General features: G+C 58.1%; 17 protein-coding genes. 12 read left to right on the top strand and 5 right to left on the bottom strand.

Going from position 1 to position 18,471, the window contains the following annotated elements; genetic code table 11:
* Positions 1–13 precede the first annotated feature (13 nt).
* The 9 genes from VEZ52_RS13155 (at position 14) to VEZ52_RS13195 (ending at position 9,503) form a co-directional block, all read left to right on the top strand.
* Entirely contained in the window at positions 14–718 is a 705-nt protein-coding gene (locus tag VEZ52_RS13155; RefSeq protein WP_414649522.1) for a flagellar basal body L-ring protein FlgH, read from the top strand.
* Between the two features lie 926 nt (positions 719–1,644).
* Positions 1,645–2,436 (top strand): HpcH/HpaI aldolase family protein, encoded by a 792-nt coding sequence (locus tag VEZ52_RS13160; RefSeq protein ID WP_324837234.1) that lies wholly within the window; start codon positions 1,645–1,647, stop codon positions 2,434–2,436.
* Between the two features lie 2 nt (positions 2,437–2,438).
* Positions 2,439–3,353, top strand: a complete 915-nt coding sequence (locus VEZ52_RS13165) for an NAD(P)-dependent oxidoreductase (RefSeq protein WP_324837217.1) — start codon at positions 2,439–2,441, stop codon at positions 3,351–3,353.
* 102 nt (positions 3,354–3,455) lie between these two features.
* A complete protein-coding gene (locus tag VEZ52_RS13170; RefSeq protein ID WP_215647079.1) occupies positions 3,456–4,226 on the top strand; it encodes a 3-deoxy-manno-octulosonate cytidylyltransferase in 771 nt (256 codons plus the stop codon).
* The gene (locus tag VEZ52_RS13175) at positions 4,227–5,042 is read left to right on the top strand and encodes an acyltransferase (RefSeq protein WP_324837218.1); all 816 of its coding nucleotides are present in this window, start codon (positions 4,227–4,229) and stop codon (positions 5,040–5,042) included.
* A 79-nt stretch (positions 5,043–5,121) separates the two neighbouring features.
* Positions 5,122–5,757 carry an HAD family hydrolase gene (locus VEZ52_RS13180; RefSeq protein ID WP_324837219.1) on the top strand — a complete coding sequence of 212 codons (636 nt, stop codon included), beginning with the start codon at positions 5,122–5,124 and terminating at the stop codon, positions 5,755–5,757.
* A gap of 89 nt (positions 5,758–5,846) precedes the next feature.
* The gene (locus tag VEZ52_RS13185) at positions 5,847–6,842 is read left to right on the top strand and encodes a hypothetical protein (protein WP_324837220.1); all 996 of its coding nucleotides are present in this window, start codon (positions 5,847–5,849) and stop codon (positions 6,840–6,842) included.
* Positions 6,843–6,984: 142 nt separating this feature from the next.
* Entirely contained in the window at positions 6,985–7,404 is a 420-nt protein-coding gene (locus VEZ52_RS13190; protein ID WP_324837221.1) for a hypothetical protein, read from the top strand.
* A 347-nt stretch (positions 7,405–7,751) separates the two neighbouring features.
* A complete protein-coding gene (locus VEZ52_RS13195) occupies positions 7,752–9,503 on the top strand; it encodes a methyl-accepting chemotaxis protein (RefSeq protein WP_324837222.1) in 1,752 nt (583 codons plus the stop codon).
* A 102-nt stretch (positions 9,504–9,605) separates the two neighbouring features.
* On the opposite strand, the gene truA is transcribed toward VEZ52_RS13195, so the two are convergent.
* From truA to thiD, 4 genes are all read right to left on the bottom strand, one after another.
* Complete coding sequence (gene truA, locus VEZ52_RS13200) at positions 9,606–10,388, bottom strand: tRNA pseudouridine(38-40) synthase TruA (RefSeq protein ID WP_324837223.1); 783 nt, start codon at positions 10,386–10,388, stop codon at positions 9,606–9,608.
* Positions 10,388–11,692 (bottom strand): hypothetical protein, encoded by a 1,305-nt coding sequence (locus tag VEZ52_RS13205; protein WP_324837224.1) that lies wholly within the window; start codon positions 11,690–11,692, stop codon positions 10,388–10,390. Before VEZ52_RS13205 ends, truA begins: the two co-directional genes overlap by 1 nt.
* Positions 11,649–12,086 (bottom strand): flagellar export protein FliJ, encoded by a 438-nt coding sequence (gene fliJ, locus VEZ52_RS13210; protein ID WP_324837225.1) that lies wholly within the window; start codon positions 12,084–12,086, stop codon positions 11,649–11,651. Before fliJ ends, VEZ52_RS13205 begins: the two co-directional genes overlap by 44 nt.
* 120 nt (positions 12,087–12,206) lie before the next feature.
* Positions 12,207–13,010, bottom strand: a complete 804-nt coding sequence (gene thiD / locus VEZ52_RS13215; RefSeq protein WP_324837227.1) for a bifunctional hydroxymethylpyrimidine kinase/phosphomethylpyrimidine kinase — start codon at positions 13,008–13,010, stop codon at positions 12,207–12,209.
* 249 nt (positions 13,011–13,259) lie between these two features.
* Between thiD and VEZ52_RS13220 the strand changes: the two genes are divergently transcribed.
* From VEZ52_RS13220 to VEZ52_RS13230, 3 genes are read left to right on the top strand one after another with little or no spacing between them, the layout of a single operon-like run.
* Positions 13,260–14,645 (top strand): hypothetical protein, encoded by a 1,386-nt coding sequence (locus VEZ52_RS13220; RefSeq protein ID WP_324837228.1) that lies wholly within the window; start codon positions 13,260–13,262, stop codon positions 14,643–14,645.
* Positions 14,645–15,208: a bifunctional adenosylcobinamide kinase/adenosylcobinamide-phosphate guanylyltransferase gene (locus tag VEZ52_RS13225; protein WP_324837230.1), complete on the top strand. Its 564-nt coding sequence runs from the start codon at positions 14,645–14,647 to the stop codon at positions 15,206–15,208. Before VEZ52_RS13220 ends, VEZ52_RS13225 begins: the two co-directional genes overlap by 1 nt.
* Entirely contained in the window at positions 15,202–15,900 is a 699-nt protein-coding gene (locus VEZ52_RS13230) for a hypothetical protein (RefSeq protein ID WP_324837231.1), read from the top strand. Before VEZ52_RS13225 ends, VEZ52_RS13230 begins: the two co-directional genes overlap by 7 nt.
* Positions 15,901–16,000: 100 nt before the next feature.
* Here the strand turns inward: VEZ52_RS13230 and lon are convergent, their stop codons facing one another.
* Complete coding sequence (gene lon / locus VEZ52_RS13235; protein WP_324837232.1) at positions 16,001–18,439, bottom strand: endopeptidase La; 2,439 nt, start codon at positions 18,437–18,439, stop codon at positions 16,001–16,003.
* Positions 18,440–18,471 lie beyond the last annotated feature (32 nt).

Below are 18,471 nucleotides of genomic sequence, written 5' to 3' on the forward strand. Positions count from 1 at the left end.
GCAGGCACGATACATAATACCCGTTCTGGCGCTGAGCTATCTGTTCTGCGTCGCCTGCGGCGGCAGCCCAACCCGGCGACCTGCACTGCATCCGCCGGTAACACCGCCACAGGAATATCGGCAGGAGGCCAATTCGGCCAACAATCCGGGGTCGATTTTTGCCGCCAGCGAAGCAGATACCCTTTTTGAGGACAGCCGCGCCCGACGCGTCGGTGATATTGTTGTGGTCAAACTGGTGGAAAATACCAAGGCCCAGAACAAGGCGGAAACCTCGTCCAATAAGAAAAGTTCCAACAATTATCAGGTCGCAGACATGTTCAACAGGGGGCACGCGGGCTTTATTCCCTTTATGCCCATCGGGCCGCAGCCGTCTGTAGGTCTGCCAATACTGGATACAGATTCTGCCAGTGGGATTAATTCCACGGGCAAGACCAAACGTGAAAACTACGTGACCACCTCGCTGGCCACGCGCGTGCTGCGCGTGCTGCCGGGCGGCCTGATGGAGATTGAGGGCGCGCGCGAAATCCGCGTGAACGAAGAAACAGAATATATGGTTGTGCGCGGCATGATCCGCTCCAAGGACGTCGGCGCCGACAACAGCGTTCTTTCCACCCAGATTGCGGACGCAAGCATTGAATACTACGGCAAGGGCGTGCTGGCCGACAAGCAGAAGCCCGGCTGGTTCTCACGGCTTATGGATAACGTCTGGCCCTTCTAGGCGCTTCATCCACCGTACAGGATGGTATCTGCACACCCCGTCAGCGCTGCATGCGTTGGCGGGGTGTTTGCGTGAAGTCGCCAGAAAAACGGCAAATCAGCCGGATGTCTTCCAAGGGGCAGTGCTTTTAGTTCCTGATTACAAGGGGCTGAAAAATTATAGAAAAATAGTCCTTATTTTTTACTATTATATTTACATAGTTATCTGAGCGGATAAAAAGAAATGCGCAAAAAATATGTGAAAAATTGCGCAGCTCCTTGACCTAAGGATTCTTCCATTCTATGTTGATCGCAGTTCATTGAGCCTGTAGGCTGAAGAGCAGGGGCTTTGCGCCGAAGCCCTTTGTTTGTTTTGTCTGTGCCCCGCGAGGGTTTTGCGGGCAAAACAAAAAAGCTCCTGAATCTTGCGATCCAGGAGCCCCGGCGGAGAGTGGATTCAAACACCCGTCTGGCAATGCCAGTTTCGGAGTGTCCATATACAAGTGTCAGCGTCATAAGGCGTTGACGTTCTTGTTGGTTTTTCCAGCCTCCTCCTGCGAACCAGACTGTTCTGCCGCAGTCTGGTTCCTATCCAAGCCCCTCCGTTACCCACGGGGGGCTTTTTTATTAGCATGCTCACGGTAAAACGCCAAGCCCTGTCTTTTCTCTATTTCTTCTTTGATAAAAAAGTAACAATTTCATTCTCATAACTGTCAGATCATCAAAAGCGCCGTGTTGCTGTCGCCTTCCTGGCGCAAGCTGGCTTTTGCCGGGCAGCAAGCGGCAGATACTGTTGCATTGGATTCAACGTGCGCCGAGCTTGCGCATGCCGGGTTTGCATTTCCACTGGCGGCAGGTTCTCTGGCCGTATTGCGCACGGTGGACGCAGGGCGTATAGTAGAGAACGTTTTTCGTAATCTTCAACCCTGCGGCGGCATGCCGCTTGATATGACTGTACATGAAATTCGCGCTCGGCTGGCGGCAGACAAGGCCACAGTTGGCACATGGCTGCAATTGCCCTCGCCTGACGTGGCCGAGCTTATGGCCCGCGCCGGTTATGACTGGGTTGCTGTTGATATGGAACATGGCTCTTTTGGCCGCACCGGGCTGCCGGATGTTTTCCGCGCCATCGAATGCGGCGGTGCGGCTCCTTTCGCGCGCCTTGGCGAAGCCAGCAAAACCCAGATCAAGGCCGCGCTGGAAGCCGGGGCTCAGGGGCTTATCTTCCCCATGATTGAAAGCCGCGCACAGCTTGACCGTGCCATTGATCTTTCGGTGTACCCAGGGCAGGACACCTGGCGCGCCGAGGGTGAAACCGCGCCCGAATACCGTGGCGTTGGCTATTGCCGCGCCAATGTGTTTGGCAAAACGTTTGACGACTATCGCGCCAATCGTGCGCCCGAGATATTTTTGGTGGCTCAGATCGAGCACATCCGCGCGGTGGAAAATCTGGAGGCCATTCTGGCGCATCCCCGTCTGGACGCCATCATGGTCGGCCCCTACGATCTCTCCGGCTCCATGGGGCTTACGGGCCAGTTTGACCACCCTGACTTCAAAGCTGCCATGGCGCGGATTGCCCAAGGTTGCGCCAAGGCAGGCGCCCGCATGGGCCTGCACATTGTGCAGCCTGACCCTGCGGAGCTTGCGCGGCAGATTGCTGCAGGCAGCCGATTTATCGCTTATGGCATTGATTCGGTCTTTTTGTGGCGGGCGGCTGAACGCCCCAATTCGGGAGAATAACTGTGAATATTACCGTCTTTGGCGGGTCCGGCTTTCTGGGCTCGCATATCTGCGACAAGCTTTCTGAAGCCGGGCATGCGGTCACCATTGTTGACCTGCATCCCTCGCCCTTTCTGCGGCCCGACCAGACCATGCTTGCAGGCAATATTCTGGATGAAGAAACCGTCAACCGCGCCGTAGCCGGTGCGGATATGGTCTTCAACTATGCTGGCATTGCCGACATCGGCGAGGCCAACAACCGCCCGGTGGACACGGCGCGTATCAACGTGCTGGGCAATGTCATGGTGCTTGAGGCCTGCCGCAAAGCTGGCGTAAAGCGCTATGTTTTTGCCAGTTCCCTGTACGTGTACGGCAAGTCCGGCGGCTTTTACCGTTGCAGCAAGCAGGCCTGCGAACTGTATATCGAAAACTATCAGGCCATGCACAACCTGCCGTACACCATCCTGCGTTACGGCTCGCTGTACGGCCCGCGTTCCGACCGCCGCAACGCCATCAACAGATTTGTTTACGAGGCGCTGGCCAACGGCGCCATCACCTACTACGGCGCGCCTACGGCCCTGCGCGAATACGTGCACGTGGACGATGCCTCGGCAGCCACTCTGGCCGTGCTTGATCCGGAATTTGAGAACCAGAACATCATCATCTCTGGCAATCAGCCCATGCGCGTGGGCGATCTGTTCAAGATGATCGGTGAAATGCTCGGCAAGGACCTGACCATCAATTATCTGAATGATCCCAACAGCGGGCATTATCAGGTCACACCCTATGCCTTTATGCCCAAGGTGGGCCGCAAGCTGGTGCCGCCGCTGACTGTTGATCTGGGGCAGGGCATCCTGCGCGTGATGGAAGAGGAACACAAGGAGCTGCACCCCGAGCTGGCGTCTGAGGGCGGATACCTCGTATCCACTGACGACTAGACCTGGGAACGGCAGTTGCCGCAAGGGCATGCACCCGTTTGCGGCATGATTGGATGCAGTTTTTTACGCACACAAATTATTGAGGCCACAAGGAGCCGTCAGATGAACATCATTGCCATCATTCCCGCGCGTATGGGTTCCAGCCGTTACCCCGGCAAACCGCTTGCCCTTATCCACAACGTTCCCATGGTGGGGCATGTGGCCTTTCGCACGGCCATGAGCAAGTGCCTTTCCGCCACCTATGTGGCCACCTGCGACGAGATCATTGAAAATTACTGCAAGGACGCCGGGCTCAAGAGCGTCATGACGGGCGACCATCACGTGCGCTGCTCCACGCGTACCGCGGAAGCCCTGTTGAAGATCGAAGCCGCCACCGGTCAGAAGGCCGACATCGTGGTCATGGTGCAGGGCGATGAACCCATGGTGCGCCCCGAAATGATCGATGCCGCCGTGGCCCCCATGCTGGCGGATCCTTCCATCAACGTGGTCAACCTGATGGCCGATATGGATACCCTTGAGGAATTTGAAGACCCCAACGAAGTCAAGGTCGTTGTGGACCATTGCAACAATGCGCTCTATTTCTCGCGCGAGCCCATTCCTTCGCGCAAAAAGGGTTCGGACAAGGTGCCCATGCGCAAGCAGGTCTGCATCATTCCCTTCCGCCGCGACTATCTGCTGCACTTCAACGAAATGCCCGAAAGCCCGCTGGAAATTTATGAATCCGTGGACATGATGCGCATTCTCGAGCACGGCGAAAAGGTGCACATGGTGCCTACCGACTGCCGTTCGTGGAGCGTGGACACCCCTGAAGATCTGGCCCGCGTGGCCCGCCTCATGGAAGGCGATGATCTTATGAAGGAATACCGCAAGTAAATGGCTGGCGAGCTTAATTCTGCCCCTGCACAAGGGGACAAGGCCGCTGACGGTTCAAAAAGCGCAAGCGCCGTGGGAGCACAAACCCACGGTGCTTGCGCCGAAACTTCGGCAGCGTCAGAGCCGTCCGACCAGGCCGAAGCTCAGCCTGAAGCGCAGTCAGGAGCCAAGGCCGAACATAAGGCCGTACAGCCAAAGCCGCATGCAGGGCCAGGGCTGTTCAGCCGGGTGTCGGCGGCGCTTGAAGAGTTGTGGCTGGCCGCCTTTGCCTGGATCCCCACACCTGTGGGTCTTGCCTTGCGCCTGTTTGCCTGGCGCTGGCTTTTCAAAAGCTGCGGCTCGGCGCGTTTTGGCACGGGCCTGAGCCTGGCGGGCTGCCGCAACATGCGCATTGGCAACGGCGTGCGCATGGGGCGCGGCTGTTTTGTTACCGCCTCTGACGGCGACCTGGTGCTGCACGACTGCGTGGCCCTTTCGCCCAATGTGCATGTGGGGGCGGACGCGGGCCGCATAGAAATCGGCGCGCATACCGCCGTGGGGCCAGGCACGGTTATCCGCGCGGCCAACCACTGCATTGCGCGTCAGGATGTGCCGATCATGCATCAGGGGCATGTTCCCGGTCAGATTATTATTGAAGAAGACGTGTGGATTGGCGCCAACTGCGTCATTACGCCGGATGTGCGCATTGGCCGAGGGGCTGTGGTGGGCGCTGGCGCTGTGGTTACGCGCAATGTGGCCCCTTTCAGCATTGTGGGCGGTGTTCCGGCCAAGCTTATCGGCATGCGCGGGCAGGGCGGTCAGAAGCACTGGGATTAGTGGGAGCCTTTCATGCAGAAATGCTCTGGCAAGATGGGGGCATGCCACCCCGGACTCGAACAGTTTTTCAAGGAATATTATGTCACTGCAATGCCTTGTTTTTGACTGCGATGGCGTCATTCTTGACAGCGTACCCGTGAAAACACGGGCCTTTGGCCGTCTGATGGAACCGTTTGGCCCCGAGGCGCGAGACCGCTTTTTGATGTACCACAAGGTGCACGGCGGCGTGAGCCGTTACAAGAAGTTTGAGTGGTTTTATGACGATGTGCTGGGCAAGACCATAACTCCTGAGGAATCAGAGGAACTTGGCAACCGCTTTGCCGAATATGTGCTGGACGAACTGCGCCGCTGCGAGCTGATACCCGGCATTCAGGAAACGCTTGATTCCTGGCACGGCAAGCTGCCCATGTTTGTCTGCTCCGGCGCGCCGCACGAAGAAGTGCTGGCCGTGCTGCGCGAGCGCAAGCTGGATGGCTATTTTGACGCCATCCACGGCTCCCCGCCAGCCAAGGCCGTGCTGCTGGCCCAGATTGTGAACAGGCAGAAGCTTGACCCCGCCGATGTGCTCATGGTGGGCGACGCCCCCACAGACAGGGACGCAGCCGAAGCCGTGGGTACGCTGTTTTACGGCGTGGGGCCGGAACTCAAGGGCGGCTCGTTTCCCTGGGGCGAGGACCTCACGGGCCTGAGCGCCTGGATAGCTGCCCGCGTCTAGGTATCCTGCCATCCGGCAGATTTACAACTCCTTGTAACCACTACTGAACGTCCTGCCTTGCAACGCGGGACGTTCGCTCATATACGCCGATGAAAAAAATCGTTCTTGCTCTGTTGCTGGCCCTGAGTGTGGCCCTGCTTGTGACCGCCTGCGATTCCGGTAAAAAGGAAGAAGGCGCAAACGACAAGCCCGTTGCCGAATCCTCCTCCAGCGCCCCAAAGGCGGAAACTGCGGCTCAGGCACAAGCCGTGGAAGAAGCAACCCCGCCTCCAAGCCCGGAAGAACTGGACAGGGCAGACAGGCTGGTGGCTTTTTCCAACGCTGCTTCGATGGCGCTGGCAACAGGGCGCTATGCCCAGGCCGATGTGCTGGCGGCCTACACCAAGTATTACCTGGCAGAGTGGCAACTGGCCAAACGCCCGGAGCTGAATGCGGATCAGGATGCCGCCCTTGCCCGCCGACTGACGCCTCCGGTCAACCTTTTTACCCCTGAGCAGACCAAAAAAATGGCCGCCTGCGTGCAGGACATGAGTAAAGCCATCGTAGACATGCGGGCAGACTATCGCCTGCTCGAAAAGTACGTGGCCGACGAGAGCATTCAGGATAACGGCGTCAAGGGCAAGGCCCTTGCTGCGGAAATACTCAAGGGGCATGCCGCCTTTATTGTTGCCCGCGATGCCTATATGGCGATTGTGGAGGGAGAAGCTGCTCCCGCAGAAGATATCTTGCTGCGCAACCATCCGCTCAAACGGCAAATTCAGGCTGCGGAACGCATCTTTGCCGTGTTTGGCAAAACTGCAACCCTGCTTACACCCGGCAAACCGGACAGAGAGGCGCTGAAAGCCCAGCGTGACGAGCTTGCAGCTGCCATCGCAGACGGCGGGCGGCCTCCCTTTATGGCAGCGCCGGAACTGGAGCGGCAGTACCGTGCCTTTCTCAAGCAGGCGGGCAGCTACGCGCAGCTTTTTGACCAGGGGCTTGAAGAAGAGTTTTACGTTCCCGTGAGGTTTGAAATGAACAAGGCCGCTCTGGCAAGCCGGGCCGCCTACAATGATTTTGTCAAGGTTGCCAACCAGATGCGCTGACGAGTCAATGTTCTGACTGAGCGCATTGATTGTTTTGTAACATGCTGTATTTTAATGATTAGGTTTATTTGGCAAGGCCTTTGCAGATTGAATGTAAACGGGTGTCAATTACCCGAACATCCATCTGATCTGGAGGTTCAGCATGTTTTTTTTGCTGGGAGGCCACGATAAAAAAAGCCGCAAGGCCGAGAGAACCGTGGGCATTTCTGACGCAAGCGCCAGAGTGCGTGAGGTTTTTCTGGCCGGGCGCTTTCCCGTGGTGACAACACATCAGGTGGAGGGGAGGCGTATTGCCAAGGTGCTTGGCCTTGTGTGCTGCCGGGGTTTTGACTCGGACGAAGCCTTTTTTGGCATGGCGGCAAGGGCCATGAACAAGGGCGCGCAGGCCATTGTGGGCTATAATGAAAACGTGGCCTTTCATCCCGATGGCAGCAAGTATTTTTCCTGCTTCGGCACAGCCGTGATGTTTGAGTATGATCCTGCCGACCCGGAATCATTGCCGCTCATGCTGCAACAGAAGTTCAAGGCGCAGGAACAATCCGGCCTCAGCGAAATCATCTGATCTGGCTGGTTCCTATATATGCCAATGCCCCCGTTCAACATGAGCGGGGGCTTTGCATTTGCAACAGGTGCAACGTTGCATGCTAGTTATGGGTGTCAGTTCAATTTTTTGCTGGTAAGTGTGAGTGCAGTACTACAAAATTTGTGATTATTTTCATATATACCATATTAGTATGATTTTGTATCATACTGTTAAGAAAAGATAAAAAATATAGTTTGAAATTATATAAAGTATTGATAAATGTGAACGATAAGCATGATAAAGATTATAGTCGTCTATAAAGAGTATATTTTTATACTTTGAATGGATAAACACCGTAAATTTGAAACAGTTTTTAGGAGCATAATATGAAGCTTTCGATAAAACTTGTCATTCTTACAGTATTGTTGACGGCATTTTCAATAATTATTGGATTTATTTCTGTTGTTGGAATGTCTTCAATAAATAAAGACGTCAAGGATATTTCTGAAAACTGGCTTCCAACAATCAAGGTTGTTGCTGAAATTAACAGTATGGTGAATGAATACAGGCGCAATGAGCTGGTTCACATTCTCACAACAGACGAATCAGTGATGCGAACCTATGAAAACAAGATACAAAATTTGACCAGCAGTATTAATGAAAAAGTTAAAGAATATGAAAAATTAATCTCTGAGCCTGAGGAAAAGGTCGCATTCCCCAAGTTCCTTGCGGCATGGAAGGCCTATACGGAAAATCACGCGAGGGTTGAGGTTCTGTCCAAAAGCAACAACACAGAAGAAGCTGTCAAGTTGGTGCTCGGCCCAGCCAGGGCGCAGTATGGTGAAGCCCTTGATCAGCTAAAGGTAATTATTGATGTCAATGACAAGGGAAGCAAGTCGTCAGCTGCTGATGCGGAAGCTTCATATGAACGGGGAAAGTTGATTACGATTTCGCTGATAATCGCGGTCATGCTCGCCGCAACAGCTATTTCCATTTTGATTATCAGGGGGGTAACAAAGCAGCTCGGCGAGGATCCCGGTTATTTGCACCATGTGGCATCGGAAATTGCAGCGGGTCAGCTTGATCTGGCATTCAAGCCGTATTCTGGCGACGGCGGCGTTTACGGTGTGCTCATAAAAATGGTGGAGAATCTTAAAGCCAAGATTGCTGAAGCAGACAGCAAATCGCAACAGGCCGAGCAACAGGCTAAAGCCGCGCAGGAAGCAACCGTTCTTGCCGAGGAGGCAACCCGCCGGGCAGAGCGGGCCAAGGCGGAAGGCATGTTCCAGGCCGCGCAGCAGCTAGAAGGGATTGTACAGATCGTGTCGTCCGCGTCAGAAGCGCTTTCTGAACAGATTGCGCAGTCCAGCCGTGGTGCTGACGAACAGTCGGGCCGTGTGCGTGAAACCGCCACAGCCATGGAAGAAATGAACGCCACCGTGCTGGAAGTTGCCAAAAATGCCCAGCAGGCTGCGGATGTTTCGCATCAGACCAGGGAACAAGCCGTGGAAGGTTCGCAGATACTCAATGAAGCCGTTAAGGGCATAGAATCCGTCCACACGCAGTCCATTGCCATCAAGGAAGATATGGATGCTCTGGGCAAGCAGGCGGAGAGCATCGGCCAGATTATGGGGGTCATTGCCGACATAGCCGACCAGACCAACCTGTTGGCGCTGAACGCCGCCATTGAGGCCGCCCGTGCGGGCGATGCGGGCAGAGGTTTTGCCGTCGTTGCAGACGAAGTGCGCAAACTGGCGGAAAAAACCATGACTGCCACGCAGGAAGTGGGGCAGGCCATTACAGGCATTCAGGCTGGCACCCGCAAGAATATCCAGAATGTCGAGCAGGTTGCCGTTACTATTGAAAATGCAACCAATATGTCGGTACGTTCCGGCGAGTCGCTCAAAAAGATTCTTGAGTTCGTCCATCTGGTCAATGATCAGGTTCAGTCCATTGCCACAGCCAGCGAGCAGCAATCCGCCGCCAGCGAGGAGATCAATCAGTCTGTCGAACAGGTAGCGACAATTTCTGCGGAAACCGCTCAAGCTATGGAGCAGGCTTCCGGTGCGGTTGCAGACCTGACGCAACAGGCTCAGTCACTCCAGCGGCTTATAGAAAAGATGAAAAATCAGGCTTAGTCAAAGGTCATTGGTAAAAGGAAAAGGCCGTTCAGAGATGGACAGCCTTTTCCTTTTATGGACTTTTTGTTTGTACCAGCGGGGACACAATAATCTGTGCGGCTATCGTGCCTCGGGATACACCACGTTCACCAGAGCCAGCCCTTGAGGCGGCGCGGTGACGGAGGACACATCCCTGCGGTCGCGTGTGGCAAGCAGGGCGGGAATATCCTTTGGCAATACCTTGCCCTGGCCGCAGGCAGCCAGCAGCCCCGCCATATTGCGCACCATCTGTTTGAGAAAGCCATCGGCAGTCACAATAAAGCGCAGCATGGGTGCGTGCGGCGGATAGAATTCGCAGGGGGGCATGGTGTGCAGCTCGGCTTGCAGCACCGTGCGCTCTGTGCTTTCCACATCCGTGCCCACATTGCGCAGCGCGGCAAAGTCGTGCAGGCCCGTCAGGTGGGGCAGGGCGGCGCGCATGGCTTCCATGTTCAGCGGGCCGCATTTCCACACAAAGGGCGTCAGCTGCGGCGGCATAAAGGTCTGTTCCAGCCAGAACTGATAGGCGTAGGTTTTGCGCAGGGCATCCTTGCGGGCGTGAAAGTCCGGGGCTGCCTGCATGGCCTCCAGAACGCGGATATCGCGGGGCAAAACGGCATTGAGACTGCGCCGCCAGTCCATGTCGGCGCGTGCATCGGGCACATCGCAGTGCACAACCTGCCCGTGGGCATGTACGCCGGAATCGGTGCGGCCCGAGCCGTGGGCGCGTATGTTCTGCCCTGTGATGGTGCGCAGTGCCTTTTCCATTTCGCCCTGAACTGTGGGCGGCGGGCTTGGCTTCTCCTGTATCTGCCAGCCGCTGTAGCAGGTGCCCACATAGGCGATCAAAAGCTTGAGGCGCATTAATCAGGTATCCTCATGCGGGTGATAAGCTCCGTAAGCTTGGCTGTCTTGGCCGGGGAAACGTAGGTGAGGATTTCGCCTGACTGCTTGGGCGACATGCCGGAAAGAATACGGATGGCCACTCGTTCGTCCATGCTTTCCAGAGCCTTGGCCGCAGCCTTGGGCTTCATCATGGAATAGGTGAGCACCAGCCGGTGAACTTTTTCGTTTTCAATGCCCTTGGCCTCGCGGATCATGTCCTGCATTTTCTTTTCAGTTTCCTGAATGTCCTTGAGGCGCTGATCCATCTGCTGGCGCAGCACAAGAATATCCTGCTGCTGGCGCGCCAGTTCCTGAGCCTTGGTATTGGGGTCGTTGGAATATGCGCCCTGCGGCTGCTGCACCGTGGGGACGGGCAGTGTGCCCGAGCCTTGCCCCTGCGGCAGGGCTGGCAAAAAGCCGTCGCTGCTGCCTGCCGCGCCGCGTGGCGGCAACGGTGCGCCATCCGTGCCCTGACCGCGCGGAATGTTTGCGGGGATGGGCGGTGCGCCGGGTATGGTCAGCGGGGCCGTCTGCTCTGCGGGAGCAAAGGGCGATTGCCCGCCAGTGGGCGTCTGGGGAACAGGCATGTCCAGCGCCGCCGCGTGCGCGGCCTGCACGCTGCCAAGGCCGGGGATGGGCAGATTGCTCAGGCCCAGGGCGTCCAGCCATTCCGATTCGCTGGCGCGGTTGGGTCTGGCAGAAACAATCAGGCTGCCTGAGGGCGCGGATGTGCCCGGTTCCGCCTGTGGGGCAGGCAGGGCCTGCGGTTCGGGAAAATTGGGGGAAAATGTCTGGCCGGGGGCCTTGGAAGCCGCCGCAGTTTCAGGTGCGCCGCCTGCGGCCGCTGCACGGATAAGCGGGGCGGGCAGGGCGGCATCGGTCACGCCGGTGGTTTGGTCTGTATGGGGTTTGACCGCTGCGGCCATGCGGGCGGCGGCAGAACCTTGCGGGTCGTTCTGTTTTTTTTCAGTTTTGTCCTTGATGTTGTCTACTACGGAATCAAGGGCCGAACCCATGGACGAAAGTGTAGAACTGACGCTTTGCGCCAGCCCAGAGGGGGCCGCATCAGCAACGGGGGCTACGGTTTCAGTCCGCTCCTGTCCATTGCGCGGTTCGTTCACGGCTACCGTGGCATCCTTGGGCGATCCGCCAAGCCAGGAGGGCACGGGCACATCCAGCAGCAAGAGGCCGAGGATGGTAAGCTTCATAAAGCAGAGCACCGCCAGCCAGCGGAAAAGCTTAGAGAGCCGGAGCTTTGTAGCGGAGTGTGGCTGTTTCGTCATTGACGCGTTGCTCCTTCAGTTGTTCCTCACGAAGATACTGCTGCTTTTGTCGCTCCTTGAGCTTTTCCAGCAGTTTTCTTTCAATGGCGCGCGCGGCCAGCAGCTTGCGGGCTTCGTCAACAAGTTGCTCGTGCATGCGGGCCTGCAAGGCCGCATTGGCAACATCGCCCCGCAATCCTTTTACATATTGTTCCAGCAGCCAGCGTTCCGCTTGGGGCACAAGGGCTGATTCAAACAATCGGTCTTCGGTTTGGCGCAGTTCAGTCTTCAGGCGTTCAAAAAGTGCGCGCGCTTCTTCCAGAAGTCTTTGCTTGTTTGTCAGATCAACCTTGGCTTCTTCTTCAAGCTGTTCCCGGTAGTCGAGTATTTTTTGTAATTTGAACCGAAAAGGCACGCCGCACCGCCTTGATTTTGACGCCCTGAATATCCACAGGGGGAAACTGCAAACAGCGGGCCAATCCGCCTGCCATGCGGCAGCGGAAAAAGGCCGTGCGGCTGACGGGCGGGCAAACGCCTATTTGACGTTTAAATCTGCGGCGTGGTTTACAGGGCCGCAGCCCTTGCCGGGGGCGTAGCTTTTGCGCAGGGCAAGATTCAGAAATTCCTGCGCCCGGGTTACAGCAACCTGTAGGGGCAAACCGCGCCCAAGCCCTGTGGCGATGGCGGCAGAAAGCGTGCAGCCCGTGCCGTGGTTATTTTCCGTCTCCACCTTGGCCTGAGGGAGGTGCTTGGGCTGTTCGCCGGGTACGCACAGGCAGTCAGTAACAACAATAGAGCTTTCCATGTGCCCGCCCTTGATGAGCACGGCGCGCGCGCCCATATCAAGCAGCTTCTGGCCTGCGGCCTCTGCGTCTTCAAGGCTGATGATGCTCATGCCGGTGAGCATTTCCGCCTCGGGGCGGTTGGGGGTCAGCAGGTCGCAGCCGGGCAGCATTTCTTCCACAAGGGCAGTCACGGCGTCTTCCTGCAACAGGCGGCTGCCGCTCTGGCTCACGGAAACAGGGTCAACCACAAGGGGAAAGTCGCGGTTGCGCAGTTCGTCCGCAACGGCGCGGATGATGGGCGCGGAAAAGAGCATGCCCGTCTTGGCGGCCTTGACGGAAAAGCCCTCAAGCACCGTGCGCAGTTGCAAACGCACAAAATCGGCATCCGGCGCATGAATGCCCGTAACGCCCAATCCGTTCTGCGCGGTCAGGGCGGTGATAACGCTCATGCCGTAACCGCCGAGCGCCATGATTGTTTTCAGGTCGGCCTGAATGCCCGCGCCGCCGCCGGAATCGGAACCGGCAATGGTGAGGATGTTGGCAGGGGTATGCATAAAAAGCCTCTCATAAAATACTGCGTGGGAATTTTGTTACTATACCCCGCCGCCCGCCGGGGTGCAATGCGGGCACTCCCCGCCCCGTATCCAGAAACTCTCTGGAAAATGTCTTCACAGCGCAGGGAAGCAATGCTAGCATTTACGCGCAATAAACGGAAATAATGGCTTGCTGTGCCATTTTTTTGCGGCGGCCAATGCAGGGCGCCTTGTGCCACAGTCCCATGCCTGCCGCAGTAGGAGAATTTTATGAAATTGGAAAAAAAGCCTCTGGACGTGCCGGACATAGTGAATATGCCCAAGCCCCGTCCCGCCCGCGCTGGCGCGCGCAAGGCCGTGGTGCTGGCGCTGCTGGCGGTTCTGGCCTTGGGCGGCGCGACCTACTGGCTTACACGCGATAAATCAACCCGTGACCAGTGGAAGGACAAAGCCGCCGACATCATAAACAACGCCACCAGCGGCACTCCGCTGGCCGGTGTGGGCGATGTGCTGCGCGATGCGCCGCCGCCCCCGCCTATTTCTGTTGTCAGCCCGCCCACCTCCCCCGGCACTCTTGCCGGGCAGACAGTGCAGGGCAGCGTGGGCGCGCCTGTGGACGGCTCAACGCCCGCCGGATTGTATCCGCAGCAGAACGGGGCGCAGATGCCCCAGAAGGTGACGGAAGACAGCCACATCCGCATGGAATTTGTGGAAGATCTGGCGGCCTTTGTTGTGGCCCGTTTCAAGCCCGGCCCGCAGAGCGGCACCCTGAACGTCAGTGTGCAGGCGCTCAATCAGCGCTACGGCGCAAAGTTTGCCAACGTCACTGACGGCAAGGGCGGGCGCGAAGCCCTGCTGCGCTACGCCTTTCATCCTACCATGCTGCGCGGGCTGTACACCCTGTATGCGGACCGCTTTCTGGACGCCGTCAATCGCGATGCTGCCTCCAAGGGTTTTACGCCTGAGCATATCCGCCAGTTGCATATGGCGCTGGCCGGTCGTCTTGTGATTCTGGCTGGCGCGCTTGAAGGCGTGGCCTCTGTACCCAACCTTGACGCCCGCCTGCGCGAGCAGGACAAATCCGCACAAGGGGTTGTGGAAATTAACGCACAGATGGCCGAAGCTGTATTTGCGGTCGACCAACTGCGGGAGAACAATGCTTCCGAAGCGCAGATATCCACAGCGCAACTGCGGGTGGACGGCCTGAGCGCCCGGTACCGCCGTGCGCTTGAGGAACGCGCCGCCATGCAGCGCACCCTTGTTGCGGCCATACGCCAGAATGGCGGGCAGACGCTGGATGATGATTCCCTGCTGTTCGTGGCCCAGTGGGTTGACCGCCGCCTGCGCGCGGACGCCCAGGCCCTTGCCTCGGTACAGGCCTCGGCGGGCGTGTTGCGCGATCTGGCGCGGCGCAGCGCGCAGGCCGGAACAGGCGCTCAGTTCCAGCCGCAAAGCCCCGCACAGGGGGCGCTTCCTAATGGCGCAGCCAATGCCCTACCAAATGTAGCCCCTAATACCGCGCAAAACGCCGGGCATGTGCAAACCTCCCCGCAGCTGACCCCGCCACAGGGGCATGCGGCCCCCGCGCTGCCTGCGGAAAACGCGCGTGGCGCAGCAGAACGTGCGCCTGCCCCCCGAGTGGGCGGTCAGCAGTAATGGGCGCAGCAGTTCTTTTTGTTGGCGGCACACGCAGCGGCAAGAGCGGCCTGGCCCAGCGCTGGGCCGAGGCACAAGCCCCGCAACGGTTGTATCTGGCCACGGGCCGCGCGGACGATGAAGAGATGGCGGCGCGCATTGCCCGGCACAAGCAGGAGCGCGGTCAGGGCTGGCGTTGCCTTGAAGAGCCGCTTGACCCGGCTGGCGCTCTGGCATCGCTGACGCCTGCGGCCCAGCCCGGTGGCAAAGGGCCGGGGGTTGTGCTGTTTGACTGTGTGAGCCTGTGGGTAGCCAATCTTATGGCTGCGGACATGACGGAAAGGGATATTCTTGACCGCGTGGAGGCTCTGGCCGCCAGCATTGCGGCCTATCCACTGCCGCTGGCGCTGGTGAGCGTGGAGGCTGGCCTTGGCATGGTTGCCATGTCGAGCCTCGGACGTCGTTTTCAGGATACGCTGGGCCTTGCCAATCAGGCGCTGGCCCGCGTGTGCGGCACGGTACTTTTTGTAAGCTGCGGTCTGCCCCTTGTGCTCAAGGGCCAGTTGCCGGAGGAAATATGCTGAATTTTGTTGGGCGGACTGCCAGTGTGGAAGCGGGCGTAAAATCGGGCGGCAGGGTTTTGGCCCGCGTGCCTTATTACTTTGCAGCGGCCCTGCTGTTGGCGGTGGTTGTGGTGCAGTCCGGTTTTGCCTTTGCGGCAACTGATCCGCGCCAGTGCATTCTGGAAGCTGGCGGCGCTGTGGACAAATCTGACGTGGCAGCTTTTGAGCGCCAGGTGGATGTGGACGCTATCCTTGAGCAGGCGCTGAATCTTTTTGTGCGCCGCGCGCAGGATCCGGAGGCGGCAAAGGATCTGCCGCCCATGGTTGCACTGCTCTTTACGCAGGCAGCTTCCAAGGAGGGCAACGTGCGCTCCCTGCTGCTGAACGAAACCCGGGCCTTTGTGCTCAATGGTATTTCTTCCGGCGCATTTGCTGGCCGCAAGCCCTCGGGCAATACCGCGCAGGGGCTGCTTGCTCCGCTGTTTGCCGATGCCTCAACCGGGCGCAAGGAAATCAAAAATGTGGGGCAGGCCCGGCGCGATGGCGATGGCTGGCTGGTGCCCTTTGTGGTGCATGACGGCGGCAACGGCGAATCCTATGACGTGACGGGCCGGGTGACATCCGCTAACGGCGAGATGCGTCTGACCTCCGTTGCCAATATGGAATCCCTGTTGCGCAAGGTGGCGGCAGAAAGCCGCGCTGTGGAGCCGTAGCAAAATCCGTTGTGGCGTACCAAGCACCATCAAGGAATAAAAAAGGGAGCCAACTGGCTCCCTTTTTTTATCGCTGATTTTTTATCACTGTCGCCGTGCGCTACTGCGCAGGCTGATTCTTGTCGTCATCGTGCTTTTCGGGCCGCAGAATGCGGCTGATGGGCAGCGCCGTGGCCCGGCCGGAGAATATCTCCTCCGCCGTAGCGGCAAGGGCCTGGGGCAGCACTTCATCCACATGGTCAACAAAAACGATCTCCAGGTCGCGCAGCACTTCGTCCGGCACTTCCTTGAGGTCTTTTTCGTTGTCACGCGGCATCACCACTTTTTTGATACCGCTGCGGCGCGCTGCCAGCAGTTTTTCTCGCAGGCCGCCGATGGGCAGCACCCTGCCGCGCAAGGAGATTTCGCCGGTCATGGCTACATCGTTGCGCACGGGAATGCCCAGCAGGGCGGAGGTGATGGATGTCGCCAGGGTAATGCCCGCCGAGGGGCCGTCCTTGGGCGTTGCGCCAGCAGGCACGTGCACGTGAATATCTATCTTGCGGTGGAAGCGGGGATCAAGGCCCAGCACTTCGGCCCGTGAACGCACATACGAAAGGGCCGCCTTGGCCGATTCCGTCATGACTTCGCCAAGCTGACCCGTGGTCACCACATGGCCGGAACCGGCCATGAGGCTGGTTTCCACCAGCAGAATTTCGCCGCCGCGCTGGTTGTACGCAAGGCCAGCGCACACCCCCACCTGCGGTTCGCTTTCGCGTTCGTCATGGCGGTATTTTTTTACGCCCAGCATGGAGGGCAGGCTCTGGCGCGAGATGTTGACGCACTTTTCGGTGTCGTCGTCTTCCACAAGCTTGATGGCGGTCTTGCGGCACAGGGCGGCAATTTCGCGCTCAAGGTTACGCACCCCGGCCTCGCGCGTGTAGGAGCGGATGATCTCGAGAACGGCGTTGTCCGACAGGCGGATGTTGCCTTCCTTGAGGCCGTGCTCCTCCAGCTGGCGGGGCAGCAGGAAGCGGCGGGCGATGTGGCGTTTTTCCGTCTCAAGATAGCTGTTGAGCTCGATGATCTCCATGCGGTCAAGCAGCGGCACAGGGATGGAGTGCAGCGAGTTGGCCGTGGTGATAAAGAAGACCTTGGAAAGATCATACTCCAGATCAAGGTAGTGATCCATGAAGGTATTGTTCTGTTCCGGGTCGAGCACTTCCAGCAGGGCCGAGGCGGGGTCGCCACGGTAGTCGGAGGTCATCTTGTCCACTTCGTCCAGGCAGAAGAGGGGATTGTTGAACTTCACCCGCTTGAGAGACTGGATAATCTTGCCAGGCAGCGCGCCCACATAGGTGCGGCGGTGGCCCCGGATTTCGGCTTCATCGCGCACGCCGCCAAGGGAGAGGCGCACAAAATCGCGCCCTGTGGCGCGGGCCACGGACTTGGCAAGCGAAGTTTTACCCACGCCGGGAGGGCCCACAAAGCAGAGGATGGGGCCTTTGAGCCCCTGGGACAGCTTTTGCACCGCAAGGTATTCCAGAATGCGTTCCTTGGGCTTTTCAAGGCCAAAGTGGTCGCCGTCCAGAATTGAGCGCGCCTTTTCAAGGTTGATGTCTATCTGCTTGAGGTCGTTCCAGGGCAGATCCAGAATCCAGTCCACGTAGTTGCGCACAACCGTATATTCCGCGGCAGAGGGCGGCATGCTGCGCAGCTTTCTGGCTTCGGAGAGCGCCTTTTCGCGCGCTTCTTCCGGCATGTCGCGGGCCTTGAGCTTTTGCTCTATTTCGTCAACTTCGGCCTGAGGGTCGTCATCGCGCCCCATTTCCTTGTTGATGGCCTTGATCTGCTCATTGAGGTAATATTCGCGCTGATTGCGCTCCATCTGCACCTTGACGCGGTTCTTGATGCGCTTTTCAACCGTGGCAAGGGCCACCTCGCCCTGCAAAAGCTCATAGGCAAGCTCCAGGCGCTGGGTGGCGTCATCGATCTCAAGGGCTTCCTGCTTTTTGCGGTAATCAACCTTGAGGTGCGGGATGATGGCATCGGCCAGAGGGCCGATTTCCTGCAAGGCAAGAATGGAGAGCACAGCCTCCTGCGAAATCTTTTTGTTGTTCTTGCCGTATTCTTCAAGCGCCTCGTGCACGGCGCGCACCAGAGCCTCGCGTTCTTCGGGGCGGCTCTGCTTTTCGGCGCGGCGGCGCACGCCCACCATGGCGCACTGCTCTTCTTCGTGCAGGTTTTCCCACGTGGCGCGGTATACGCCCTCAAACAGCACCTTGATGGTGCCGTCGGGCAGGCGCAGCATCTGAAGCACCTTGCTGACCACGCCCACAGGCGAAAGATCCTGAGCATCGGGCTTTTCCAGCTCCGGCTCGCGCTGGGCCACAAGAAATATCTGCTTGCTGTAGGTGGCCTGTGCGGCTTCGATGGCCTTGATGGAGGCCTCGCGCCCCACAAAGAGCGGCATGATGGAGCGGGGGAACATGACCACCTCGCGCAAAGGCATGATGGGCAGTTCAATATAAGCGTCAGAGCCGCGCATTTCGTCTGTCATAATTCTCCCCTGAAAAAAAGCCGGACGGCGGC

Origin of the sequence: Desulfovibrio sp., from assembly GCF_035644575.1 — a bacterium.
GTDB lineage: Bacteria > Desulfobacterota > Desulfovibrionia > Desulfovibrionales > Desulfovibrionaceae > Desulfovibrio.